Source organism: Nocardia vinacea (genome assembly GCF_035920345.1).
Lineage (GTDB): Bacteria > Actinomycetota > Actinomycetes > Mycobacteriales > Mycobacteriaceae > Nocardia > Nocardia vinacea_A.
The window spans coordinates 2,279,404-2,303,719 of sequence record NZ_CP109149.1 but is presented as its reverse complement, the minus strand read 5'-3'; the positions used below and the strand labels follow the sequence as shown (position 1 = coordinate 2,303,719).

The 24,316-nt window shown below is 65.0% G+C and carries 26 protein-coding genes; 18 read left to right on the top strand and 8 right to left on the bottom strand.

Annotation, left to right across the window (positions count from 1 at the left end; genetic code table 11):
• Window positions 1–65: 65 nt before the first annotated feature.
• Genes OIE68_RS10885 through OIE68_RS10855 form a run of 7 tightly spaced genes read left to right on the top strand, consistent with a single transcriptional unit; the run spans window position 66 to window position 8,944 of the window.
• The gene (locus OIE68_RS10885; protein ID WP_327099259.1) at window positions 66–1,340 is read left to right on the top strand and encodes a hypothetical protein; all 1,275 of its coding nucleotides are present in this window, start codon (window positions 66–68) and stop codon (window positions 1,338–1,340) included.
• Window positions 1,337–2,326, top strand: a complete 990-nt coding sequence (locus OIE68_RS10880; protein WP_327099258.1) for a glutamate ABC transporter substrate-binding protein — start codon at window positions 1,337–1,339, stop codon at window positions 2,324–2,326. The genes OIE68_RS10885 and OIE68_RS10880 overlap by 4 nt, the downstream gene beginning before the upstream one ends.
• A 4-nt stretch (window positions 2,327–2,330) precedes the next feature.
• Window positions 2,331–3,509, top strand: coding sequence for a hypothetical protein (locus OIE68_RS10875; RefSeq protein ID WP_327099257.1), 1,179 nt, complete (start codon window positions 2,331–2,333; stop codon window positions 3,507–3,509).
• Window positions 3,506–5,929, top strand: coding sequence for a tetratricopeptide repeat protein (locus OIE68_RS10870; protein ID WP_327099256.1), 2,424 nt, complete (start codon window positions 3,506–3,508; stop codon window positions 5,927–5,929). The genes OIE68_RS10875 and OIE68_RS10870 overlap by 4 nt, the downstream gene beginning before the upstream one ends.
• Window positions 5,926–6,990, top strand: a complete 1,065-nt coding sequence (locus tag OIE68_RS10865; protein ID WP_327099255.1) for a phosphatase — start codon at window positions 5,926–5,928, stop codon at window positions 6,988–6,990. Before OIE68_RS10870 ends, OIE68_RS10865 begins: the two co-directional genes overlap by 4 nt.
• The gene (locus tag OIE68_RS10860) at window positions 6,987–8,273 is read left to right on the top strand and encodes a VWA domain-containing protein (RefSeq protein WP_327099254.1); all 1,287 of its coding nucleotides are present in this window, start codon (window positions 6,987–6,989) and stop codon (window positions 8,271–8,273) included. The genes OIE68_RS10865 and OIE68_RS10860 overlap by 4 nt, the downstream gene beginning before the upstream one ends.
• On the top strand, window positions 8,273–8,944 hold the full coding sequence (locus OIE68_RS10855; protein WP_327099253.1) for an FHA domain-containing protein: 672 nt from the start codon (window positions 8,273–8,275) through the stop codon (window positions 8,942–8,944). Before OIE68_RS10860 ends, OIE68_RS10855 begins: the two co-directional genes overlap by 1 nt.
• A gap of 83 nt (window positions 8,945–9,027) precedes the next feature.
• Here OIE68_RS10855 and OIE68_RS10850 read toward each other — a convergent pair whose 3' ends face one another.
• Together OIE68_RS10850 and OIE68_RS10845 are read right to left on the bottom strand one after the other, a co-directional pair.
• Complete coding sequence (locus tag OIE68_RS10850) at window positions 9,028–9,501, bottom strand: SRPBCC domain-containing protein (protein WP_327099252.1); 474 nt, start codon at window positions 9,499–9,501, stop codon at window positions 9,028–9,030.
• Between the two features lie 2 nt (window positions 9,502–9,503).
• On the bottom strand, window positions 9,504–9,830 hold the full coding sequence (locus OIE68_RS10845) for a metalloregulator ArsR/SmtB family transcription factor (RefSeq protein WP_327099251.1): 327 nt from the start codon (window positions 9,828–9,830) through the stop codon (window positions 9,504–9,506).
• Window positions 9,831–9,917: 87 nt separating this feature from the next.
• Here OIE68_RS10845 and OIE68_RS10840 point away from each other — a divergent pair, with 87 nt between their 5' ends.
• The 5 genes from OIE68_RS10840 (at window position 9,918) to OIE68_RS10820 (ending at window position 12,289) form a co-directional block, all read left to right on the top strand.
• On the top strand, window positions 9,918–10,193 hold the full coding sequence (locus OIE68_RS10840) for a hypothetical protein (protein WP_327099250.1): 276 nt from the start codon (window positions 9,918–9,920) through the stop codon (window positions 10,191–10,193).
• Complete coding sequence (locus tag OIE68_RS10835) at window positions 10,193–10,522, top strand: hypothetical protein (protein ID WP_327099249.1); 330 nt, start codon at window positions 10,193–10,195, stop codon at window positions 10,520–10,522. Before OIE68_RS10840 ends, OIE68_RS10835 begins: the two co-directional genes overlap by 1 nt.
• An 81-nt stretch (window positions 10,523–10,603) precedes the next feature.
• Entirely contained in the window at window positions 10,604–11,050 is a 447-nt protein-coding gene (locus OIE68_RS10830; protein ID WP_327099248.1) for a hypothetical protein, read from the top strand.
• 132 nt (window positions 11,051–11,182) lie between these two features.
• Window positions 11,183–11,725 (top strand): AAA family ATPase, encoded by a 543-nt coding sequence (locus tag OIE68_RS10825; protein WP_327099247.1) that lies wholly within the window; start codon window positions 11,183–11,185, stop codon window positions 11,723–11,725.
• 66 nt (window positions 11,726–11,791) lie between these two features.
• Entirely contained in the window at window positions 11,792–12,289 is a 498-nt protein-coding gene (locus OIE68_RS10820; protein WP_327099246.1) for a DUF6301 family protein, read from the top strand.
• A 273-nt stretch (window positions 12,290–12,562) separates the two neighbouring features.
• On the opposite strand, the gene OIE68_RS10815 is transcribed toward OIE68_RS10820, so the two are convergent.
• The 4 genes from OIE68_RS10815 to OIE68_RS10800 all read right to left on the bottom strand — a co-directional run bounded on the left by OIE68_RS10815 (window position 12,563) and on the right by OIE68_RS10800 (window position 15,077).
• Entirely contained in the window at window positions 12,563–13,453 is an 891-nt protein-coding gene (locus tag OIE68_RS10815) for a class I SAM-dependent methyltransferase (protein WP_327099245.1), read from the bottom strand.
• Between the two features lie 529 nt (window positions 13,454–13,982).
• Window positions 13,983–14,276 (bottom strand): hypothetical protein, encoded by a 294-nt coding sequence (locus OIE68_RS10810; RefSeq protein ID WP_327099244.1) that lies wholly within the window; start codon window positions 14,274–14,276, stop codon window positions 13,983–13,985.
• A gap of 234 nt (window positions 14,277–14,510) precedes the next feature.
• Complete coding sequence (locus OIE68_RS10805; protein WP_327099243.1) at window positions 14,511–14,639, bottom strand: hypothetical protein; 129 nt, start codon at window positions 14,637–14,639, stop codon at window positions 14,511–14,513.
• A gap of 252 nt (window positions 14,640–14,891) precedes the next feature.
• A complete protein-coding gene (locus OIE68_RS10800; protein ID WP_327099242.1) occupies window positions 14,892–15,077 on the bottom strand; it encodes a hypothetical protein in 186 nt (61 codons plus the stop codon).
• Between the two features lie 267 nt (window positions 15,078–15,344).
• Here OIE68_RS10800 and OIE68_RS10795 point away from each other — a divergent pair, with 267 nt between their 5' ends.
• The 6 genes from OIE68_RS10795 (at window position 15,345) to OIE68_RS10770 (ending at window position 19,846) form a co-directional block, all read left to right on the top strand.
• A complete protein-coding gene (locus OIE68_RS10795) occupies window positions 15,345–16,235 on the top strand; it encodes a helix-turn-helix transcriptional regulator (RefSeq protein WP_327099241.1) in 891 nt (296 codons plus the stop codon).
• Window positions 16,232–16,438, top strand: a complete 207-nt coding sequence (locus OIE68_RS10790; protein ID WP_327099240.1) for a DUF397 domain-containing protein — start codon at window positions 16,232–16,234, stop codon at window positions 16,436–16,438. Before OIE68_RS10795 ends, OIE68_RS10790 begins: the two co-directional genes overlap by 4 nt.
• Window positions 16,439–16,628: 190 nt before the next feature.
• Window positions 16,629–17,222: a DUF3558 domain-containing protein gene (locus OIE68_RS10785; RefSeq protein ID WP_327099239.1), complete on the top strand. Its 594-nt coding sequence runs from the start codon at window positions 16,629–16,631 to the stop codon at window positions 17,220–17,222.
• Between the two features lie 56 nt (window positions 17,223–17,278).
• Entirely contained in the window at window positions 17,279–17,800 is a 522-nt protein-coding gene (locus OIE68_RS10780; protein ID WP_327099238.1) for a hypothetical protein, read from the top strand.
• On the top strand, window positions 17,797–18,963 hold the full coding sequence (locus OIE68_RS10775; RefSeq protein ID WP_327099237.1) for a hypothetical protein: 1,167 nt from the start codon (window positions 17,797–17,799) through the stop codon (window positions 18,961–18,963). The genes OIE68_RS10780 and OIE68_RS10775 overlap by 4 nt, the downstream gene beginning before the upstream one ends.
• A 115-nt stretch (window positions 18,964–19,078) precedes the next feature.
• Complete coding sequence (locus tag OIE68_RS10770) at window positions 19,079–19,846, top strand: ESX secretion-associated protein EspG (protein WP_327099236.1); 768 nt, start codon at window positions 19,079–19,081, stop codon at window positions 19,844–19,846.
• Window positions 19,847–19,913: 67 nt separating this feature from the next.
• Here the strand turns inward: OIE68_RS10770 and OIE68_RS10765 are convergent, their stop codons facing one another.
• Together OIE68_RS10765 and OIE68_RS10760 are read right to left on the bottom strand one after the other, a co-directional pair.
• A complete protein-coding gene (locus tag OIE68_RS10765; RefSeq protein ID WP_327099235.1) occupies window positions 19,914–22,727 on the bottom strand; it encodes an aminotransferase class I/II-fold pyridoxal phosphate-dependent enzyme in 2,814 nt (937 codons plus the stop codon).
• Window positions 22,728–23,048: 321 nt separating this feature from the next.
• On the bottom strand, window positions 23,049–23,894 hold the full coding sequence (locus OIE68_RS10760) for an alpha/beta hydrolase (RefSeq protein WP_327099234.1): 846 nt from the start codon (window positions 23,892–23,894) through the stop codon (window positions 23,049–23,051).
• Window positions 23,895–24,316 lie beyond the last annotated feature (422 nt).

Sequence of the window (24,316 nt, the reverse complement as noted above, 5' to 3'; positions counted from 1 at the left end):
AAACCCGAATTCCCTCCCGTACTATCGCGATCGGGAACACCGGCCGGGTAGATCGAAGGGGGACGGTGTTGGAGATTCGCCTACCGGCGGCCATGCGCAACGGGGGTGCGTGGTTACGGCGCTTCGCCGGGACGACTCCGGGTGCCATCGGCGCGGTCGCCGTCGTAACCGTGGTGTTGTGTGTGCTCGCCGGGTTGACCTCGGCCGATCAACTGAGCGGCAAGATCGCTCGGCGCGATACCGTGCTGGTACACACCGAACCGCTGGCCTACGCCGCACAGACCCTGTACGTCGCGCTGTCGGCCGCAGACGCGTCCGCGGCGACGGCCTTCCTGTCCGGCGGCATCGAATCACCAGAGGTGCGCGGGCAGTATCAGCAGGCACTCGCCGAAGCGGCGTCCGCACTCGCGGAGGCGACCGCCGGGGCAGCCGATCAGCAGACCAGGAATATCGTCGCCAAGATCGCCGCCGACTTGCCCGCCTACACCGGCCTGGTCGAAACGGCACGGGCAAACAACCGGCAGGGCTTCCCGGTTGGTTCGTCCTATCTGCGCGAGGCCTCACTGTTGATGCAGAATTCCTTGCTGCCCAACGCCGAAACGCTCAGCAAGGACCGCATGGCGGCGTTGCGCCAGGATCAGCACGATATCGGCGCGCTGCCGTGGGCGACCATCGTGCTGCTGATGCTGGTGCTCATCGGTTGTGGCGGCGGCACTTTCGTCCTGCTGCGCCGCACAAATCGCCGGATGAACCTCGGTCTCGCGGTCGCCGCGGGCGCGACCGCCCTCGCGCTGTTCTGGGTCGTCGCCGCGACGATCATCGCCGCGGCCGCACTCGATACCGGCAAATCCGGGGCGACCAGTCGCTTCGAAACCCTGACCCAGGCCAGGATCCTGGCCCAGCAAGCGCGCACCGACGAAACCCTGGAGTTGATCACCCGCGGCGATATCACCACGAGCGAAACCGATTACCGCAAGCACACCACCGAACTGGCGGATCGGTTGGCGACGGCAGCCGGACCCGATTCCGCGGCCGCGCGGAGCGTGCTCGGCTGGACCGCCGGACATGCCAAGCAGCGTGAGGCCTACGAGGCGGCGAACTATCCCGCGGCCGTGGCGCAGGCCATCGGCACCGGTCCGGACACCTCGGCGACGTTGTTCGCCCATCTCGATCAGCTGTTGCGCGACAACCTCATCCAGGAACGCGGTGAGTTGCGCGACGGGGTCGACTCGGCGGGTGCGACGTTCACGCTCAGCCCCGCGGGGACACTGGTGCTGCTGTTCGGCGCTGCGGCCTCGACCGTCACCGGCCTGTGGCCACGGGTGAAGGAGTTCCTGTGAGACGGCGAAACCCTCTGCGGCGGTCCGGCTTCGGATGGATGGCGTTGGTCGCCATGAGCGCGCTGGTGACCGCATGCGGTTCCGGCATCCAGGCCCCGGCGTCCACGAATGTGGCCGCGGTCAACCCCAAACCCGATCTCGTCGAAATCACTACGCCACCGCAGTCCGAATCCGGCGGGAACTGCGATCCGGAAGCCACCCTGCGTCCCGGGCAGTTGCCGAGTCCCGGTGCGATGCCGTCGGGTTCGGCCATGGCGGCCATCGTCGCCAACGGCAAACTGCGGGTCGGGGTGGATCAGAACACCTACCTGTTCGGCTTCCGCAATCCCGGCACCGGACAGCTCGAGGGCTTCGATATCGATATTGCGCGCGAGATCGCCCGATCCCTCTTCGGTGATCCGGACCGGATCGAATTGCGTTCGGTCACCGCGGCCGAGCGGATACCGGCCCTGCAGAACAAACAGGTCGACCTGATCGTGCGCACCTTCTCGGCGACCTGTGAGCGGCGCCGCGATGTCGACTTCTCGGGTGTGTATTACCGTGCGACCCAACGCCTTCTGGCCACCCGCAACTCCGGCATCCGGACGGGCGCGGACCTGGGTGGTAAGCGGGTGTGTGTCACCCGGGGCACCACCTCGCCCGGACCGCTGTTCAGTCTGCCCAAGCGGCCCATCATCCTGGGCGCGTCGAACTGGACCGACTGTCTGGCCGCGCTGCAACAGGGCCACGTGGACGCGATCAGCGGCGACGATCCGATCCTGGTCGGCCTGGTGGCCCAGGACCGGAATCTGGAGATCGTCGGCGAGGTGATCGGCACCGGCGCGTACGCTGTCGGCATCGCGCAGGGGCATCCGGATCTGGTCCGCTTCGTCAACGGCGTGCTGGAACGCATCCGCAGCGACGGCACCTGGCAGCAGCTCTACAACGCCCGACTCAGCGCCCTCGGCCCGTCGCCCGGTCCACCGGACCTGCGCTACAAAGAGTGAGACCATGCAGCTACTCACTCTTGCCGAAATCGACGCTGAATTGGCCACCCGCACAATCGAATTCGATGCCATCACCGCCACCCTGCTGGAACTGGACAAACATCCGGGCCATACACTGCTGCAGCGCTTTCCGTCGACCGGGGTGACCGAACAGCGCTGGCTGCCGGTCCGGGGCGCGCTCGCGCTGATGTGGGAGGACTACAGCCGTCTGCAGATCATCCTGGATTCGGCGCGCAAGGTGCGCGGCACTCGGGCTCGCCTCGACGACGGTGAGCGCGCCGAACTCACCCGGCTGCTGCGCGGGCGTCCCTACGAGGCCGCGCGCACGCCGATACCGATGGCGCAACGTTCGCTCACCGGACCCGCCGAAGAGGTTCTGTTCGTCGGACTCGCCGATACCGTTGATCGCATGCGGGCCACCTTCCCGGAAATCGCCGAATTCTTCGACGCGATCGATGCGGTGAACACCCGGGTGATGTCGGGCCTCGCGCCACTGCAGGACACCCTGGACAAGGTGGGCGCGGCCGGGGGAGAGATCACGCAACTGCGCGCGATCGGCGACGGTATCGCCGAATTGCTGAGCCGTTCGGCGACCGATCCGCTCGCGCTGACGGTGCCGGAGATCGATGCGCGCATCGCGGAGTTGTCGGGAGAGTTGCGGCAGGTGGCCACCATCATCGCCGAACTCGATGCGGTCGCTGCGGATTGGGCCGAGGCGGTCGCCGAAACCCGCAGGCGCTTGGCGGTGCTGCGGGCCACCCGAGCCCGCGCGGCGGAGGCGAGGGCGCGAGTCGAGGCGAAGATTCTGGCGGGCCCGCTGCCGGTGTACGAGGACAACACCGCCGCGCTCGAAGCGGAACTCGATACGTTATCCGCGAAATCGGGTACGGCAGCGGAGTTGGTCCGGTTGCGCACGCGGATCGCGGACGCGACCGCGGGAGCGGCCACCGTGCAGGAGTTGGCTCAGGGCCTGCTCGATCGGCGTAGCGAATTGCGCGGCCGACTGGCCGCCTATCAGGCGAAGGCGGCTCGTCTCGGCGTCAGCGAGGACCGAGATGTCCTGGCCTCCAATCAGATCGCGGCGGGTCTGCTCGCGCGGCGACCGTGCGATCTGGCGGCCGTCACCCGGGCGGTCGCCGACTTCCAGCAGATCATCGGGGAGAAATCGGGGCGGGGCAGATGACCTGTAATGAGCCGGGATGCGGCGGCACGATCGAAGACGGATACTGCGTGGTGTGCGGCACCGCGCCCGCCGAGGCGACCACGGTATCGGCGGAAATACCCATCCCGCATGGGGTTTCGAGCGAGGGTCGGAGCTGCGCCGAACCCGGCTGCACCGGAACTATTGTCGGTGGGTATTGCGACGCCTGCGCTACGGCGCCGACTGAATCGCGGCAGGCTATCTGTGCCGAGCCGGGCTGCGGCGGAACCATCGTCGACGGCTACTGCAATGCTTGCGGCACAGCTCCGGCCGGAAATTCCGGAACTTCCGCACTGTCGGCCCGCTCGGGAAGCACCCGCGCCTCCGGACGTTCGGTGCGCACCGGCCGGTCCTCGTCGAAATCCAGCGCTCGCGGCCGCCTCGGCGCGGGCATGGTGGAAGTGCCGCGGATGCCGCGCATCGACCCGGCCACCGCGGTCCTGGCCGATCCACAGGTCGCCGAGGGAAAGCGGTTCTGCGGCAAATGTGAACGGCCGGTCGGCCGCGGCCATGACGGTACGCCCGGCCGCACAGAGGGCTTCTGTCCCAACTGCGGCACCCGGTTCTCGTTCACGCCGAAGCTGGGCAAGGGCGATCTGGTCGGCGGACAGTACGACGTGGTCGGCTGTTTGGCGCACGGCGGACTCGGCTGGATCTATCTGGCCACCGACCGCAATGTCGCCAACCGCTGGGTGGTGCTGAAAGGTCTGCTCAATTCCGGTGATCTGGACGCGATGGCGGCGGCCGTCGCCGAAAAGCGATTCCTCGCCGAGGTCGAACATCCCAGCATCGTCAAGATCTACAACTTCGTCGAGCACCGCGGCGCCGACGGTGTCGCGGTCGGCTACATCGTCATGGAGTACGTCGGCGGGACGTCGCTCAAACAGATCCTGCGCGCCCGCCGCGATGCCGGGGGCAGCTACCTGCCGCCGCCGCAGGCCATCGCCTACATTCTGGAGATGCTGCCCGCGCTCGGCTATCTGCATTCGCTCGGCCTGGCCTACTGCGATTTCAAGCCGGACAATGTGATGCAGACCGATGAGCAGCTCAAGCTCATCGATATGGGCGCGGTGATCGCCATGGACGATCAGGACAGCCCTATTTACGGCACCATCGGCTATCAGGACCCCGAAATTTCCCGAAGCGGGCCGACCGTAGCCACCGAGGTCTACACAGTCGGGCGCACTCTCGCGGTATTGCTGATGAATGTGCCGCAGCAGGGCGGACATTTCGGCGCACTGCCCGGCCCTGAGGCCGAACCACTACTGGCGAAATACGATTCGCTGCACCGGTTCATCCTGCGTGCCACCGACGCCGATCCGGAGGCGCGCTTCTCCTCGATGGAGGAGATGGCCGATCAGCTGACCGGCGTGCTGCGCGAGGTGCTGAGCATCGATGACGGTGTGCCGCGTCCCGGAATGTCGGCCTACTTCGGGCCGCCGCGTGGCGTATTCGGCATTCAGGAAGCTCCGACGCCGACGAGTATCGTTGCGGCACTGCCGGTTCCGCTGGTCGATCCGAACGACAGCGGTGCGGCGCTTCTGGCCACCACCGGCGGAACTGCACCGGCCGAACTGGAACCGGCCTTCGAGGCGGGAATGCGCTCGGTGCTCACGACCCGCGGTGCGTCCGTGGAGATTCCGCTGCGGCTGGTGCGCGCTGCCTTGGAGATCGGGGACCCGATCGATGCACTGCGCCGACTCGAGGAGCTCGCCGATACCCTCCCCGGTGACTGGCGATTGGCCTGGTATCGCGGCCAAGCCGAGCTGCTCGCGGGCAATACGGATGCGGCATATGCCGAATTCGATGCCGTGTACGCCGCATTGCCCGGTGAGGCCGCACCGAAGGTCGCACAAGCGGCCGTGGCCGAACTCGCGGGTGCGCAGTCGGATCGGCAACAGGCCGCGCGCTACTACGACACGGTCTGGCGCACCGACCACGGCTTCGTCAGCGCCGCCTTCGGACTGGCCCGGCTGCGCAACGCGGACGGCGATCGGGACGGTGCGGTCGCCGTACTCGATCAGGTGGATTCGGCCTCGGCGCTCTACACCGAGGCGCGGCTCACGGCCGTGGAGACCATGCTGGCCGGGCGCGCACCCGATGAACTGTCGGAACCGCTGCTGCGTGATGCGGGCGGTCGGGTCGAAGCATTGCGGATCGAATCGAAAAGCCGTGGCGCACAGGTGCGGATGCGCGTGCTGGACGCCGCATTGAACTGGCTGCGCGCGGGTAAAGCACCGATAACACATGGGGCGCTGCTCGGCGTCAACCTCGATCAGGACGGAGTACGAACCGGTTTGGAGCGCTGCTATCGCGACCTCGCCCGCGAAACCGAAGATATGTGGGCCCGATTCGAGCTGGTGGATCGTGCCAATGCGATCCGGCCGAGGACGAACCTATGACCGAGTCCGATATCGCGGTAGAGCCGCGGTGCCCGGAATGCGCGGCGCGGGTCGGGGTCGCCTACCGGTTCTGTGAGGCCTGCGGTCGTGAACTCGGCGCGCGGCGAATCGCGCTGCCGCGGTCGGATCCGGACGCGGCACCGACGTGTGAGGGTTGTGGGGGCACCCGATACGACGCCGACGGTTACTGTGGCGGCTGCGGTCAATTGCGGCCGCAGCCGGATCGATTCGAGGCCGATCTCGGCGCGGTCTATGTCATGACCGATCGCGGTATCGCGCACGCGCGCAACGAGGATGCGGTCGCCGCCGCGGTACTGGAAGACGGGACCAAGCGCCCGATCGTCACGGTGATCACGGTCAGTGACGGCGTCTCCACCTCTGACGATCCGCAGGCGGCCTCGGGCGCGGCGGCGCGTGCGGGCGTCGATGCCTGCCTCACCGCATTGGCCGAGGCACGCTCCGGCACGGCGGTGGTCATGGCCGGGCTCACAGCCGCGTCGCAGGCCGTCCGCGATATCGCGACACACGAAGGCCACGCTCCGTCGTGCACCTACGTTTCGGCCATCGTGCGCGGATACGGCGGTGACGGCGTGGAGATCACCGTCGCGAATGTCGGTGACAGCCGGGCATATTGGTTGCAGGGCACCGGCATCGAGCCGATCGTGGGCGGGAATCTGCCGTCGACGCGGCTGACCGTCGACGACTCGTGGGCGCAGGCGCTCGTCGATGCCGGTGCCATGGACGAGCAGTCCGCGATGCGGGATCCGCGGGCGCATACCTTGCTGCGCTGGCTCGGTGCCGACAGCGAGGACAAAGCGTGGTCGGACCGCTGTGTGAAGACCTTTCACACCACGGGTCCCGGGGTGCTGTTGCTGTGCAGTGACGGACTCTGGAACTACATATCCGATCCGGCGGCGCTGGCACGGATGGTCAGCGGGTTACCGCGCGAGGAGGCGGCGCGGACGCTGGTCGAATTTGCACTACGGTCCGGGGGGAGCGACAACATCACCGTCGCGCTGGTGCCGATCGGGCCATCGGTCGATGCGGGAGTAGCACAGTGAGTTCCATTGCGAATAACGGTATTTCGGTAGCGATAGACCAGAACGAATATCTGGCCGAGGGCGCGGACACGGTCGACGCGGTGGTGACCGTGGAGACCGGAGCGGATTTCGTGGCGGCCGGACCGGAGCCGGACCGACTGGAGGTGCTGATCATCGACTGCTCCGGATCGATGGCCACCGGCAAGAAGTTCGAGGGTGCGCGCCGAGCCACGCTGGCCGCACTCGATGTATTGAAGGATGGCACCCGGTTCGCGATCATCGAGGGCACATCGATGGCGCGGCTGACCTATCCGAGCGACAAACCATCGGTGCCCGTCAATCGCGATACCAGGGCAGCGGCCCGCCGCGCACTGGACAAGTTGCGCCCAAACGGCGGCACCGCCATGGGCACCTGGCTCGGGCTGACCCGGCAGCTGGCCAAGAAACATCCGGATGCCATGGTGCACGCCATTCTGCTCACCGACGGTAAGAACGAACATGAGGAACCCGCGGCGCTGGCCGCCGAGATCAAACAGTCCGACGGGATCTTCACCTGCGACTGCCGCGGCGTCGGAACCGACTGGCAGGTGGACGAATTGCGTGCCATCGCCTCGGCGCTGCACGGCACGGTCGATATCGTCGCGGATCCGGCGAATCTGGCCGCGGACTTCGCCGCCATGACGCAGACGTCGATGGCCAAGGCGATTCCGGAACTCACCCTGCGGGTGTGGACACCGGCAGGGGCCACCGTCCAGTTCGTCAAGCAGGTCGCGCCGACCATCGAGGATCTGACCGCGCGACGCACCGATGCCGGACCGCAACTGGGGGAGTACCCGCTCGGGGCGTGGGGGGCCGAGGACCGCGACTATCACGTGCAGGTGCGGGTCGAGCCCGCCGCGCCGGGACGGGAGAAACTCGCGGCCCGGATCAGTGTGGTCGCCGGCGACGAGGTGGTCGGCCAGGGATTGGTGCGCGCGGTATGGACCACCGAGACCGAGCTCTCGGCCCGGATCAGCAGGCGCGTCGCGCATTACACCGGACAGGCCGAACTCGCCCAGGTCGTGCAGGAGGGGTTGAGCGCGCGTAAAAACGGTGATGTGGAGACCGCGACGGCGAAGCTGCGGCGCGCGGTCGAGCTCGCCGCCGAATCCGGGAACGAGGGCACCGCGAAGCTGTTGCGCGGTGTGGTCGAAGTGGACGAGCGCAATGGCACGGTGCGGTTGCGCGCCAGAGTCGAGGCCGCGGACGAAATGGCCTTGGACGCACGTTCTACCAAGACAGCGCGGGTACGCAAGGAGGGGTGATGGCGATTGCCACCTGTCCGGACGGGCATCAGTCCGTCGCGACGGATTACTGCGATGTCTGCGGTTCACCGATCGGTGCGCCCGCGCCGACGATCACGGCCGCGCTGTGCCCGTCATGTGGGTCGCCGAGCGCCGGTCGCTTCTGTGAAGTCTGCGGCGCCGATTCGGCGCTGCCGACGCCGGTGCCGCGTGCCGTCCTGCCGACCGAAATCATCACCGCCACCGCGGTTTCCGCTGCCGAGGTCGCGAGCGTGGCGGGTGCGATGACATGGGTCGCCACGATCACCGCCGATCGCGAGTTCTACGACCGCGTGCAGGCCCGCAAGGGGCCCGACGCCGATCAGGTCGAGTTCCCGGCGTTCTATCCCGAGCGCCGAATCATGTTGCGCGGAACCGACATCCTGATCGGCAAACACAGCGTCTCCCAAGGCCTGCAACCCGAGATCGATCTGGGCATCGCACCCGCCGACGCAGGCGTCTCCCGCGCCCACGCGATCCTCCGCCTCACCGAAACCGGCATAACCATCACCGATCTCGGCTCCACCAACGGAACAAGCCTCAACGGCAGCGAAGACCTGATCCCCGCCGAGGCACCGGTCCAACTCCAAAGCGGTGACCGCCTCCACCTGGGCGGCTGGACCACAATCATCGTGACCGCCGAAAACCCCTGAGCGAGTACCGCACATCCCTCATCGCCAGCTCACACCCGGTAGCTGCGACAAATGGGTGCACCAGCAGGCAAACGCGGCGCGACTCAGCGCCCGAGGTTCGGCGACGACTCCAACTCGCGCAACACCTCGTCGATGCGCCGCATGACATGGGAGCGCCAACCGGCGTCCATGATCGTGCGGGCCTTCTGCTGGAGCGGGTGGTCCGGGTCGAATCCAGCGTGTGCCAAGAACAATCGGGTGCCCTTCCCCTCGGGCTCCAGCGTCCAGGTGATCGTCCAGTCGGCGCCGTGCTCGGCATCCGGGTCGGCATCGCGCCAGCCGACGCGCAGCATCCGCTCCGATTCGAAGGCCAGCACCTCGGCCGCGATCGCACCGGAAAAGCCCGTCGCCGGAACGGCTTTCGCATCGATGGTGTAGCGATGCCCGACCTCGAGTCGGGAGTTGGACGGCATGAACCACCGCGCGAGCAACTCGGGCTCGGTCAGCGCACGCCACACCTTCGCCGGTGGGTGCGCCAGGAATTCGTCCACGTGAATGGTGGTCGGATCATCGGTCATCGTTACTCCTCTTCCATGGTGTCCAGCAGTTCACGCAGCCCGGCCAACTTCTCGCGCCAGAACCGCTCGAACGGGTGCAACCATTCCTGGATCTCGTACAGCGGGGCCGCCTCGAGCCGGTACAGCCGTTGGCGCCCCACCTTGTTCTCACTGACCAACTCGGCCTCCCGCAACACCCGCAGATGTTCGGAGAAGCTCGGCCGCGCCATCTCGAAATGTGCGGCCAGATCGGTCACCGGCTGTGGTCCGCCATCGCGCAGCAGTCGCAATACCTCGCGCCGAACCGGGCTGGCCAGTGCCGCGAAGACCCGCCCTTCGGTGATGTTCATGATCTCGACTATAGGTAGGAAAAATCCTACGCGTCAAGCATGCAACTGGGACCGATCGGTCGGTTACTATGCGCGTAGTATGTGGTCATGGGGTTCGAGTGGCCGGACTGGGCGTTCGCGCATCTGATCGGCATCGGACCCCGGGAGGTACGCCAAATCCTGGAAGGCGCACGGCGCTGGCCGCGGATCGCCGATGACGGGCACGTGACGGTGTTGTCGGTCTGGGGTCGCACGGGTACCGGGCGGCCGCTGATCGTGGCGACGCGCCAACAGGACCAGTGGACCTGGCTGATCATCGGCGCCCGGGAAATGCGCGCCGACGAACTGAAAATGTTCGAGGAGTGGGAACAGGAGAACCGGTGATGCGTGACAAGGATTTCCCGTCCACCCCGGACGAAGTGGCGGCGTTCATGGATCGGCTGACCTTCAGCGACGAACCGGTCCCGCCGGAAAAGGCGCCGCCGCCACTCGCCCCCGGTGACGACATCATGGTGACCAGCTCCATTCGCATGCCGCTGGACCTGCACACCCGGGTCAAGCAACTCGCCGACAGCCGCGGCATAGGCCTGTCGACACTGATCCGAGAATGGATGGAGGCAGCCATCGCCGAACTCGATGGCGACCAGCTAATCTCGCGCGCCGACGCGGTGCGTGCACTATCGCGCCTGCATCCCATCCACCGCGCGAGCTGAGTTGGTGCGCGCCTTGCGAGCATCTCGGTCATCGGCGGGAAGTTGATGGACCTTCCGTCGTGGTCGCAGGAACGTGCACCCATGAGCAACGAGGTGAGAGGTGCAGTCGTAGCCAGGCTGATCAGGCTTGCGGAAAGCGCCGACTGCAGAGACAGGGCGGACGCAGGCCGCTGCCTGGCCAACTTCGCCGAAATACCCGAGGCCAGGGGGCCGTTGTTGGGCCTCATGCTTGATGCTGGCGACACATTCGTTACCTACGCGACGGCGGAGGCATTGCTCCGACGTCAGGACGTGGTCGGTTTCGCAGCCGTCGCCTCAGGACTCGCTGCGGCCGATCCGAACCAAGGCGACTGGATCCAAACAGCGGTGCTCGACGTGTTAGGGGTGTTCTCCCGTGACCGGGATGCTGCTGTGCGAGAGTGCGAGACATTGACTGGGGCGCTTGATGAGCTGGTACGTCATGGAGCAAGCCAGCTGATCGCCATGCTGGCCGAGATCAACCCGATTCTTCGCCCAGCGCAGGACTAGCCAGTGGACGGCATCTACCGACGCTGGGTCGCGGCAGGTAAGTTGTCGCGACTGCACCCGCCCCACCGGACGAGCTGAGTCGGGGGAACGGCGGCGGAAAATGAGTGGCGCTCGGCTGCGATCATGGCGGATATGAAATCCGCCGTCTATCTGATCACCGGTATCCAGGCCGCCGGGAAGTCCACGGTCGCACAGGCGTTGGCGGAGCGGTTGCCGCGTTCGGCGCATGTGCCCGGAGATGCGTTCCGGCGCTTCATCATCGGTGGCCGGGCGGAGATGAGTCCGGAACCGTCGACGGACGCACTGGAGCAACTGCGGCTGCGGCACGCGCTGGCCGCGCACACCGCCGATGCGTACGCCTCAGCCGGATTCACCGCGATCATCCAGGATGTCGTGCTCGGGGAGTTCCTGCCCTACACCCTCGACCGCATCCGGACCCGGCCGCGATATGTGGTGGTACTCGCGCCGAAACCGGCCACGGTCGCCGCGCGCGAGGCGGGCCGAGACAAGGTCGCCTACAACGGGTTCACCGTCGACAGCCTCGACGAGGTGCTGCGAGCGCAGACCCCGCGCATCGGATTGTGGCTGGACACTTCCGATCTCACCGTGGAGCAGACCGTCGACGAGATTCTCGAGCGGGCGCGGCCATTGGACAGCGCAGTCACTTCTCAGTGACTACGCCCCGACATCACCTCAGCGGATGATTCATCAGTGCTGTCAGCTGATGAATAGGGTGAATCCATGACGGGATGGCATGCGCTGACCGATGACAAGATAGTCGAATTGGCTACCGGCTTGCGGTCGTTGGACTGGTCGTGGCGGCTGCAAGAGGTGCCCGCGATAGCGGCAAGGTTCGACTGGGAGATATTGATGACCCGAACGGATTGGGTCATGCTCGACTGCGGTTTCGGGCTGAGCAGCGGTGCGGTAACAGGCCGCGACGGCGTAGCCGAGTCCGTCAAGTTGATGGTGACAGACTCGGCAAGCGAGGACACGACCGGCCGAGCAATGGTGCGTGACGCGTTCGTCAGGATGTCCGACGCCATTACCGGCGCTCTCGGCGAGCCAACCGCCCGCATGCCGGGGGAAGCCGCAGAAATCCGTTGGGCTTTCCCGGAAACAACACTGCGCCTGAAGAATCTGAGTCTCGCACATACTGTCCAGCTGACGTATCAAACGAACGCCTCGCTGGCCGCTCTCGATAGATCCATCGAATACGAACGGCTCGGCCTGATATGACAGATTGGGCGGAATTCACCGAGCAACTGGCCGAGCAGTTAGCTGTACTGCCCGGCAGTTCGCCTTCGATCCACTAAGCAGGGCCTGCGTCACCCGAAGGAGCGAACACTGCGACGGCGGCCAAAAGCGTCGTCGGCTTGGCCAGCGGTTTTCGGATCGTGAAGTGCCAAGCGCCGAATGGCTTCGGCCCACCAGTTGACTCTCGCTCGAGCCGAGCAGCGCGATTGCTTCGTCCCGATCGATTGGATCCTGCTGTCAACTTGCGGGGAATTCTCAGCGGCTCGCCCGTAGTATGCGGACCGGGCGCAGTGCCTGGGGTGGTTCGCCCTCGAATTCCGCGGATCCATCGAGGTACCCAGCGATGAGGTCCGCAGCGGAGAGGTCTTCGACGTCGGTGAAGCCGAGCGCGCGCAACTGTGCGGCGATGTCGTCAGGAGTGAAGTAGCTGAACCAGGGTTCACCGACAGCTGCCGCTCGATTTGCGCGCGCCTGCATCTGCGCACGATCCTCGTCGGTGTCTGCCGACTGCAGGTAGTCGAAGATCACCTCGACCGGCTCGGATTGACGAGCAATGTATTCGAGGGTGGTGCGGGCGGCGTCCGGGGTCAGATAGAAGACGACACCGAGCCACACGAATACGGCCGGATCGGTACGGCTGAATCCGGCGGCCTCCAATCGGGTTGCCAGTGTGTCGGTTTCGAAGTCGACCGGCACGAAAGTCAACCGCTCGGGCTGGTCGATACCGGATGCGGCGAGGCGTTGGTGTTTCCACGCTTGGGTAGCGGGATGGTCGACCTCGAATACACGCAGGCCAGGATGAGGGTTGCGGTAGGCGAAGGTATCCAGGCCCGCGCCGAGGATCACGACCTGTCGCACGCCGGCAGCGACGGCTTCGGCCACACGATCCTCAGCGAAACGGGCACGAGCAGCAAAGAACAGGCGGCGCGGCCGATCACTGACACCCAGCCGCAGGATTCCCGAGCCCACATCGCTACCGGGACGATCCTCTGCGGGCCGGCCCAATTCGGTCAGCTCATCCACAGTGACACCCAGAAGACGTGCCGCCAGTGGATCGGTAAGAATCCTTGGCCGGTCAACAATTTGATGATAGGCACGGGCGTAAGCAGTCACGAGCGCTGTCCGGCTGGGTCCCTCATTCTCCATACTCAAGAAGCTACTCATGAACACGACGCGAGCCACGTGAACTCAGACACACCAGCTACGTGCGGACAACCGGGCGCTGGCGGCGGTGACCGATGCCGAGATCGGCGCCGCGCTGGAGTGCCTGTGGGGTTCGGCGGCGGTGAACACCTGGAATGCGCGTCGCGCCGCGGTCGGCAAGTGGCTGGGGTGGTGCCGCGAACAAGGCGGGGACGCACCAGCTGTCCCGACCTCGGCGCGCTGGTCCACCCCACCGGACTCCGACACCCCAGTTCGCTCCCGCACCGTGATCGACCGACTCATCTCCCGCCGCGACATCCACCTGCGGGAGAAGACACTGTGGCGGATGCTGTACGAAACCTGCGCCCGCGCAGAGGAACTGTATCGAGCCTTGGTTCGGAGGGTCCGTCGAACGCAGTCGAATAGTGGTCGCCCACATCGCATTCGGCCGCCGTACCACTATGCTCGGCGAGCAGCCGGAGGGAGTAGCGCAGCAAGCTCGCTGGACGAAGGTGCAGGCGTTGGTAGGCACTCATAGCGGCTTGCTGTTCCGCAGCGCGGCCCAGTAGTCATCTCGAAGCGCGTCCCACAGGTCGTCGTGCTGGGGGAGTAGCTCCCGGGCGGCCGCCAGATCGGGATACGGGTCGAACGTGACCGTTCCGGGTTGTGCTGCCGGAAGCGGTGTGCGCGAGGGCAGGCGGTACGCGGTGAAGGATTCCGAAGTGAATTGCGCACGTAAGATGCGGGCCGAGATCCCTGCCAGCTGCCACACGGCGACCTTGTGACCGTCCTGGGTTCGGGTGGTCCGCAATCTATCTCGACGCATCACGCCCCTCCTTGTTGGGACGCCCGGTGCCGGGGGACTCGACAGCCCGACACCGGGACGACACCGCGGGCACAGGCTGATTCGCCCATTCGCGGACCGCGTCCGCGAACCGCTCGACCACATCGGCTGGTGCACCGCTGTAGATAGCGGGAGGCCCGACGAACGGATCACGTTGTGGCAGTGCTGGATTGCGGTCCGGGGTCCGCGATTGACGGCGGTTCGGCCTTCTGGCGGTCATCGACCCGCCTGGCCGGTGTTCTCCGCGCCCAGATCGGCGTGAAGTTTCCCCACGCTACAGACCAGCCACATTCCGTATGGGAGGGTGGTGAGCAGGACGATCAGAGCGGTGATCTGAGCGAGCATTGGGCACCCCTTGGTTGTTCGGTATTGGAGATCTGTTGTCAGGCAGACGATCTGGCGCATGCGGGGCAGTCGGCGGGCGAATCGGTGGGGTGTGGATGTCCTGTCTCGATCAGGCGAGTCCAACAGCCGCGCAACATCTCACACGTCGGCACCGTGCAGTCGGCGTGTAGGTCGCGGGCGATCTCCCGATGCATCTGGACCGGTGACAGTGCATGGTTCGGATACTGGTGCTGAACGGGATCGGTGGCCATATCAGAACCCCAGGTGCGGGACATCGGCCGGGACGAGCCGACCGGCCTCGATGAGCCGCTTCTTCGCCTGCGCCTTGACCGGGCAGATCGACGCCTGGCAGTCCAAGTGGCTCTGCATGATTAGATGCGCGTATTCGATTGTCATCACGGGTAATTCGCTGTGGTTCGTCACCGGCAGGCCGTGCATGCGGATACTCCGAACGTGGGTGTGAGTGTCTGGAATGCCCGGTAGCCGAGGCCGAAACCGCCTGGGATACAAAACGATTCGCTTAGGCGGTGGGTACTTCCCGGCTACCGGGGTGATGCAAGTACACACCCGACTTTCGGGAAACGGCATCCTCAATCGCCCGCTTCCATCGTATTATCGCCAAACTTTCTCCGCGGATACCGCCACGTGAGCGCCACCTGCTGACGGCTTCCAAAAGTCCGGTCACTACATAGTGAGGCTAACGATATGAGCGTTACCGGCAGTACCCTCGCGCGTCGTGCCCTCGGCCGTGAACTGCGCCGATTGCGAACGGTCAAGGGCATGTATCAAGCCGAGGCGGCCAGGCTGGCCGAAACCTCCCCGCAGTCGATCGGCCGCATCGAGGAAGGGCGATCGACCCGGATCACCAGCTTTCAGGTCAACGCCCTCTGCGACGCCTACGCGGCCAACGACGACGAACGACGAATCTTGTTGGGGCTGGTGCAGGAGGTGCGGGCCGCACGGGAGCGCGGTGGGGGCTGGTGGCGTTCGTATGCCGATCAGATCACCGGGGACTTCGACCATTACCTGGCTTTGGAGGAGGCTGCCAGTCGGCTGACGGCGTGGAAGTTGGCCGTACTTCCAGGTCTGCTCCAGACCCCGGACTATCGCCGTGCGATTGCGTGGATCGAGTCTCCCGACCTGCCTTCTGAGCTGATAGAGAAGCGAATTGAATGGGCAATACGCAGGCAGAGACGCTTGGAGGATCCAGGGTTCGCTGTCGGGATATTGCTCTCGGAAGCTGTGCTGCGCGAGGAAATGGGCGGTCCAGCGGTGATGAGTGAACAGCTACGGCACCTGGCCGAAGTTGGTTCCCTGCCGAACGTTTCGATACGAGTTGTCCCGTTCAACGCCCGCAACCATCTCGGTGTGCTCGTCGGATCGTGCTCGCTCATGGAGTTTCCGCCCTTGCCGCAGTCCAAGCTCACGGAACCACCGATCGTCTACGTAGAGGAATACAGGGGTGACCTGTACCTGGAACGTGAGGCGGACGTGGAACCTTATCGGACTGCGCTCGCCGAGATCGGACGTGTAGCGTTGGATGAGAGCAAGTCCAGGCGAAAGATCCTGGCTGTGGCGAAGGAGCACAGAGCGTGAGTGTCGATCTGTCCGGGGCGAAGTGGTACAAGAGCAGCCGCAGCAGCTCGACGAAAGACTGCGTGGAGGTTGCACACCTCGACGGGGGCACAGTCGGGGTACGGGACTCGAAGAACCCCACGGGCCCGGCTCTTGTGTTCAGTCCCGCCGAGTGGGATGCGTTCACTGCGGGTGTGCAGGGCGGCGAGTTCGAGCTGTCCTGAGCGGCGTGTGAAGGTGAATTCATAGGAACCCCAGCTACTTTCGGTATCTGGGGTTCTTTGGATTCAGTGTTCGTCCGGGATGGCAGCCGCGAGATGAACGCTTTGCGAGCTGGTGACCTGGCCGGTACGGTCTAGACGAGCTTGCAGGGGGCGGGGAAGCCGGTCCGGCCCCAGGTCTGGGATGGCACCGGTGCGAGAGGACGAGATGGCCAGCTGGAGTGGTTTGGTCCGGGGTGTGGTTCTCGGTGCGGGGGTGGTCGTCCTGGTTTCTGCGTGCAACTCCGGTGGGGAGTCGAAGGGCAGCAACACAAACAGCGCGTCGGCGACGCCGACCATCGCCGCAGATGTGCCAGCCGGGTTTGACGCGTGTAAGGATCTTCCGCAGTCTCTCATCCAGTCGGAGGAACTGAAGAACAAGGGGGCTGACAACACAGATAGGCCCGGGGGAATCAAGTGGCGCGGCTGCATCTGGGTTCAGTCCGACGGCTACTCAGGGACTATCGACACCACCACCATCACCCTGGCGATGGTGCATGCAAACAGCCAGTTCACTGTCACCGAGGATCTCAACGTCGGTGGGCGGGCGGCGCTTACCTATCGCCCAAGCGATGATCAGACGGACCAGCATGAGCACTGCATCCTGATTGTTGAGATGAGGGGCGGCAGCCTGGAGGTCAGTATCGATAACCCTAGGTCACGTCGAAAGTCTGGGAATCAGCACTCTTGCGAGATCGCCAAGCGCCTCGCAACCCAGATCATTCCAGCGATACCTGACACCCTCTAGACTTGAACGACCTCCGGTCTATCCCGGCCGGAAACCCCTGGGGAGGAACACGAATCGTGAGCGGCGAATCCACGACACCGTCATCTGCGGGGCCGCTGGCCAACGCGATCAAGGACGCTCAGGACGGCAAGCTGACCGTCAGTTTCAGCAACGAAGTGCGCGTAAACGCCGACGAGTTCGTATATATCGAACGCGACTGCCAGGCTTTCAAGGACGAGATACAGGCTCTTCAGACGATCGCACACAGGATCTCCGACCGAAAGAACTGGGGCCTCGGCGAGGCGACGGACGGCATGACCTCGGCCAGCACACTGGTGGCTCGCTTTCGCGGCAAGGCCAAGATCGTCAATCCAGCCACCGACTCGGACAACAACGTCTTCGACATCCTCCAGCAGCACTACCAGATCGTCGACGACATCCAAAACCTGCACCGAGCAATCGCTCAGAAATACGTCGAGCAGGATCAAGAATTCGCCGCTCGCTACAACGAGTTGAAGGCCAATGTAGAAACGAGCCAGATCGGCACCCCGACCCAACTGGGCGTGACAACGCCGCCGGCCGTCGGTGCGTCGAAATGAGCGATTCGAACGAGCCGTCGAAGATTTCCAGTGGCGGTGAACATGTTGATAGCTGGAATCATTGGAAGATCTACAACGCGTTCACCCCGCTGAATACGACCGAGGCGCACAACGGCTCCGGTGAGTATGCCCAAATCGCCGCCCGCTGGGCTTCGGCTGCAGAACTTTTCGCCAACCGGATCAATCATTCGAGCTCGGCGGCCTGGGACGGTACTGCCGCGAATAGTTCGCGAGACGCGATCAGCAAATACGCCAAGGCCGCATTGGACCTGACAACACCGCTGCAGAATCTCGCCGACCGGGTGTCGGCAGCGGCCAAGGGCGTCAACGATACTCAGAACGCCGTCGATAAGCCGCCGGACGGGGGATCCTGGTACAACCCGAAGAGCTGGAACCTGGGTATCTACCACGGCCCCAATTCCGCTGCGGTGCGCAACGATTGCGAAAGTTCCGCACGGGAAGCCATGCGCAGTCATTACGTCGATACATTTGTTTCGGCGGATAAGCAGATTCCGGTGCTTCCGGTGCCGAACAGCCCAACCGATCCGTTGTACAAGCCACCAGAAACCAAGAACGACGGCTACACCCCCGGGACAAGTGGAAACGGTGGCGGTAACCCGACGTCCGGGTCCGGCGACCAGGGCAAAGGCGATCAGAACGAAAGTTCGCAGCCCACCACCGATCCGACGAACAATTCGCAGGATCCGTCGTCGACCACTCCCACGAGTACCGATTCCTCGTCGCAGACCCCGTCGAGCACCTCGGCTACCCAACCGAGTTCAGTGGCCCCTACGACGAGCACTTCGACGACGCCGAGCAGCTATCCGGGCGGCACCGGCAGCACGAGCAGCGGGCTGGGTGGCACCTCCGGCACGACCTCGGGCAAGCCCGGCAGCAGCGTGCCCGGTACACCGACCGCCGCCGGTACGACAGCCAACGCGGTACGTGCGGCGACCACCAGCACCGGCACCTCGGGCATGTCGGGCATGGGTGGAATGGGCGGTGGCCGTGGCCAATCCAAGGGCGACGACGAGTCTCATCAGCTCCCCGAGTGGCTTCGGAACATGGAGAACACCGAAGAGCTGCTCGGGCCCGACCCGAAAACTGTTCCCGGCGGCGTGATCGGCGGTGACCACGCCGAACCCGGATCGACGCCGAGCTGATCCCCGGCCGCTGGTCCGAAGCATTTCTTACCTGAATTTCGTTGACTCGCTGCCTGTCCCGAGGTACTTACGCCGAACCCGGGCGGCGCCGAGTCCGCCGCATGATGTCGATTGGATGACCACGATGGCCGAATGGAGTTGGGAACCGGACGATTTCGCGGCGCTCTGGTACAGCGAGGCGAACGACCGGTTCCCGCACCCGCTGCGCTATGTCAGCCGTTTGGCCACCAACGACGAGGTCGCCGCGCATCAGGCCGCCGTGCGCGCCCGCTACGGTGTCGAGGAAACCGAGCAGATCAACCTCGCCCTGCACACCCTCACCACCTCTGAGCTGCGCATCGAAATCGCCGGTGAATCAACGGTTCTCGGCAAGGGCGAACCCCGCGAATACCGCGTTCTCGGTGCCCGGACTCCATATCACGCGGTGATGCTGACCCAGACCGCCGCGGGCGGTGTCGACAGCCCTATCCGCTGTCGACTGTTTCGCACCGAACAACTGGCGGCACGCTTGGCCGCCATCCTGCCCTCGGTTCCTCCGGGCAGCGCCAAACCGGAAACCTTCCATGTCGAGGACCTGCGTTCCAGCAACAACGGCCACGGCCATGGCCGCAATAGTCCGCTGGAACGTTTCGATCGTCTGACTCAGCATCGCTCCGGCGCGGGCGTCGCGGGCCTGCTCGCCGGATACCTGCACAGCCGCCCGGCACCCTGGTACGCCCTCGGATGGTTCGATACCGAAGGCGATGGCCGTTACGTTCAGCAGCAAACCCGCGAACACATCACCGTCCGGCCCGCCACCACCGGCGATCTCACCAATTACTTCGAAACCTGGATCGACCTGGCCGTGAAACGTCTCCGCGGCGGCGACCCCGACAACTGGTGATGCGATCGTCGCCGGATTCTCGCTATCCACGGTGACCAGCTCAGCTCGCGCGCCGATGCCGTGCGCGCTATCGCGACTGCATCCGATCCACCGCGTGAGCTGACTCCAGCGCCGTCGCTGCCTGCGGCGCATCGCCGGCCGCCGTGGCAATTGCGTGCCGAGTCGCGGCCAGCCGTGCGAGCGCGGCCTCGGTGAAGACCGACAACCCGAGGTCGGGGTTGTATCCATGAATTTCCTTGACGTCGAGCTCGGCCAGGAAATACAGGATCTCGGTCGAGACCACCTGACCCGGTACCAGCACCGGGAAGCCGGGCGGGTAGGGGACGACGAAGGTGGTGGACACCAGGGTCTTCCCCTTGGCGATCCGTCGCCCGGCGTCGCCGAGCAGGATGTGTTCGCGGTCGGAATCCTCATACCCGGCGTAGAAGGCCGATCGCATGTCGCCGAACGAGCGGGCACCGTCGGGACGAAACACGCTGTCGAACTCACTGAAGTCGGGCAGCGCCGGCAGATCCTTCGTCATCTCGTCGATTCGGCGCTGTTGCAGGGCGCGATCGGCCTTACCGGCCGCGCGCCGGCTGCGCTCGAAATCGGTAGCCACTCGACGCAGCACGTCGAGCAGGTAGTGCACGCTCGACCAGGTGACGCCGATCGTGAAGATCAACAACACACTGTTGATCGAGGTCTTGTTGATCTGGATACCGAACCGGTCCATCAGGACCTTCTCGCGGAACTCGAACCCGTTCATGCCGGTCTTGCCGATGAACAGGGTGACCCGAGTCGGGTCGAGCACGAACTGATCGGACCGCCACGCCTCGTTCCACTCCGCCAAGCCACCCTGCCTGACCTGTCGGTACGAGCTGACTTCGGAGGGCCGGAACTCATCGGGCACCAGGTCGTCCTCATCGAGGATGCGGAACCACTTGCCGATCAGCCGGTCTTTGCGGACGCGGTGCCGGAAGACCAGCGCCATGTCGTAGACGTTCCGGACCAGCTGGAAGCCTTCGATGTCGACCTGGCGACGCGCCAAGTCCAAGGATGCGAGGAGTTGCTGGTTCGGGGATGTCGAGGTGTGGGTCAAAAACGCCTCACCGAACGCCTCACGGGTGAGAGCTTTGAAATCCTGGTCGTGGACATGGATCATCGACGCCTGCCGAAGCGCCGATAGCGACTTGTGAGTGGAATGCGTCGCATACACGCGTACCCGCGCGCGTTCGGGGTCGGGAAGTAGCCGGTGGTTGGTCCACTCGGCGCGGTGGACTCCCTGCATCGACGCACGCCACGCGCGATATTCCTCGGCGTACCCGGGCGCGGACAACATCGATTCGAGTTGTTCGGCGGCAACCATCGCGGTCCGCTGCCGGGCCCACGGCACCGCGGTGGCGAACGCGTACCACGCCTCGTCCCACAGGAAGCAAATGTCCGGCTTGATCGCCAGGACCTCCTCCATTACGCGCCGGGGGTTGTAGACGATGCCATCGAAAGTGCAGTTGGTGAGCAGCAGCATGCGCACTCGGTCCAGTTGCCCGGCCGCCTCGAGGTCCAGCAGGGCCTTCTTGATCGTGTGCAGGGACACGGCACCATAGATCGCGAACGGCTCGAGCGGGTAGGCGTCCAGGTACATCGGGTACGCCCCGGCGAGCACCAGGCCGTAGTGGTGCGATTTATGGCAATTGCGGTCGATCAGAACGATGTCGCCCGGCCGGGTCAGGGCCTGCACAACGATCTTGTTCGCGGTGGATGTTCCGTTGGTGACGAAGTACGTCTGATCGGCACACCATGTCTTCGCGGCTTTGTCCATCGCCGCCCTGATCGTGCCGTGTGGGTCCAGCAGCGAGTCCAGTCCGCCGGAGGTGGACGACGTCTCGGCCATGAAAATGTTGCGGCCATAGAATTCGCCCATGTCGTGCAGCGATTTGGAGTTGAAGATGCTGGCGCCGCGCGCGACGGGAAGGGCGTGGAATTGGCCGACCGGCGCGGCCGCATAGACGCGCAGGGCGTCGAAAAACGGTGTGGCGAACCGGCTCCGGAAGCCGGCGAGCACCGTGCTGTACAGATCGGTGACATCGTTGAGCCGATAGAACGTGCGGTCGTAGACGTTCGGCTCGTCTTCGGTCTCCGCGGCGATCGATTCGTCGGTGAGTAGGTACAGATCGATATGAGGCCGCAGCTGCCTGATCCACTCGCCACATTCGACCCAGTTCTGGGTGCGGTCGGTCACGACCACGTCGTCGTTGACGCCGAGCAATGTGGTCATCAACGGCACCCGGTCGTGTGAACGAAGCGGCAGGTCATGCCGGATGACCGCCGCCTGAATCTCGCCGTTCAACGCGACGGCGGTGATGGCATCCTCGATGCTCGACACGACAAGCAGCTCGAACTGCAGATTGTCCGACGGGTCGCGAAGCGCGCGCAGGTGCTCCGCGAGGCTCTCGGGAGCCTCGGGCGGAGAATCGTCGCCGAGTAGGACGGTGAAGAACTGCTGCTGTTTGGCCCGCGCCACGAGTTCCTGATCGGCCAGCGGCGCGGATGCGTCGAACACAGCTGCACCGTCGCCGTAGTCGGAGAGCAGGCGCACGGCCAGCGACACATCCTCGGCGAGCTGCACCGTTGCGAGATCGGCGAGATATCCGCGAAATGCCGCCAGTCTCGACGCGCCTGGGTACAGCCAGTACCGCTCGTAGGCGCCGAGCCGATCGAGCAGGCGCCGCACCCGGGCCGCTTCATGGGTGGTGTCCAGCCCGGCACGGTTGACATCGGCGAGCCGACGGCACGCGTCGTCGAGCAGATTCCATGTGTCGATTCGCGAGTACGACGGGTTCGCTACCGCCGCCAGCGCGGAAACACTGAGCCCTTTCGGGCGCTCGCCGTTTCGGTGCATGTCGTCAGTTTTCGCCCCTCAATCGGTAGGCGAAGTGATTTGTCGAACACGAAAGGTCACCTGCAACGTCCCTGCAAATATTGTGCTCCGCCGTCGATCGAATTCCTAGCCGGCGCTCAGGATGCTGCTACACGACCACGCCGGTAGCTCACCGCGATACGGACGGCGGATCGTGACCGCCGGACCGGTCGACGACCCCGGCCCGAACACGGGCACTTTCCGCCGTCCATCGCGTCTCAGCTATCGAGAGCTCTCCTGCATTGCATTGCGTGGCGTTCGGCGCCGGTCAGCCCGAGGGAATCCGGGGCTGCAGCGATGACGTCACACGACCGCGGGACGCCGGGCCGCGTTTTCGGCGATGGCCTCGACGATCTGCTCGAACAGCGGCTCGGGCAAGTCGTGGCCCATCGCGGCGAACGGCAGGTAGGTCGAGTTGGGGATCGCAGCGTGGGTGGCCTCGCCGCCGGCGATCTTGATGAGCGTGTCCTCGGCACCGTGAATGACCAGCGCGGGCAACTGCAGCTGCTGGAGGCGGCTCCTGCGGTCGGGAGCGATCATGGCCGCGGTCACCTGGCGTGCCGAGCCGTCGGGGTGCCGTGCGCGGTCGTAGGCCTCGGTCGCGAGCGCGCGACGGCGCTCACGGTCGGCGTAGGTCTTCGAGCCGATCAGCGTGTACAGGTCGGTGATCTGCTCGATCGCGGCCTCACGATCCGGCGGCATCGGTTTCATCAGTTCCTCGAGCACGTCCCCACCGGCCATGCCGATGAGAAAGTGCGGCGTGCTCATGATCGAGCACAGCGACAGCACCCGCGGGGTGTGCTCGATCGCGAGTAGCTGGGCGACCATCCCGCCCAACGAGGCGCCGACGACGTGCGCCTGCTCGATGCCGAGATAATCGAGGAGTTCGACAGCGTCTCGGGCGACCGCCCGCAGGTAGTACTGGCTCGGGGTGGTCTTCCACTCGGTCAGACCGCTGTCGCGGTTGTCGGGACGGATCACTCGGTAGCCGCGCTCACCGAGGTGGTCGACGATTTCCTGGGGCCAGTGGATCAGCTGGGAGCCGAGCCCCATGATCATCAGCAGCGGTTCCCCCGACGGATCACCCTCGTCGCGGAAGCACATCCTGACCTCGGACAGATCAGCGAACTGGTCGCGCTCATCGTGCATGACAACCTCCCGAAGTTGTGGCCGAGCATTGGCAAACAGGCAGCAAGCAACACGGGTCGATGTGAAATCGTAGGTCGATCAGAGATCGTTCACCATCGCCGGCTAGATCCGGCCGTCTGGATCACAACAATTAGCAATCATAGGGCAACCCGGAGCACCTCTTCATGACTTGCCGAGATTCACCAAATCTGTGTACAGGCCACCCGCCAGGAGTCGCCGATCCTGTCCGGATGGTGATCCAAGGCGCTTCGGTCCGGGCTACGCGGACAGGGTGCCGGACAGAGCCACCTCGGATGACACCGAGGCACCCGACAATCGATTGCCATTCGACATCGAAATCGTTGCGGTGCAGGGTATCCCGCGACAGGAGCTATCCGGTACCGGCAGCGCATCGCGTGATGCAGCAACGGCAGTCAGAACTC